1 protein-coding gene is annotated in these 340 nt (G+C 49.1%); it reads right to left on the bottom strand.

Annotated elements, in window-relative coordinates; all coding sequences use genetic code 11:
* Positions 1 to 340: serine hydrolase domain-containing protein (locus RG608_RS11605; protein ID WP_308947006.1), on the bottom strand; the 340-nt coding region annotated here is incomplete at both ends.

The following is a 340-nucleotide window of genomic DNA, read 5'->3' as shown; positions in this document are numbered from 1 at the left end:
CCGCAAAGTCCTGTCCGCTGATGCGCTCCACGATATAGCCTGCTAGAGCTGTACTGTAATTGGAATAGGATGTCACCGTCCCTGGCTCATAAGTTTGAGCGGGCTGGCTTTTTAGTAATTCTTCCAAGCTCTTGCCTGTTCCTGTGTTCAGCGGCGTTTCATCAAAACCCGCTTGGTGGTTCATCAGATCCAGCATGGTAATGGGCTTGTCGTATTTGAGGTGTTTCAGGAAATCCTTGGGCAGATACTCTTTTATATCTGTTTTTAGGTCAATTTTTCCTTCTTCCCAGAGCTGCATGACGCTGAGCCAGACGGTCAGTTTGGTGGCAGAGCCCCACTC

Source organism: Streptococcus sp. IsoGale022, assembly GCF_031142805.1.
Taxonomy (GTDB): domain Bacteria; phylum Bacillota; class Bacilli; order Lactobacillales; family Streptococcaceae; genus Streptococcus; species Streptococcus sanguinis_A.
This window is presented reverse-complemented; position numbering and strand designations above follow the sequence as displayed.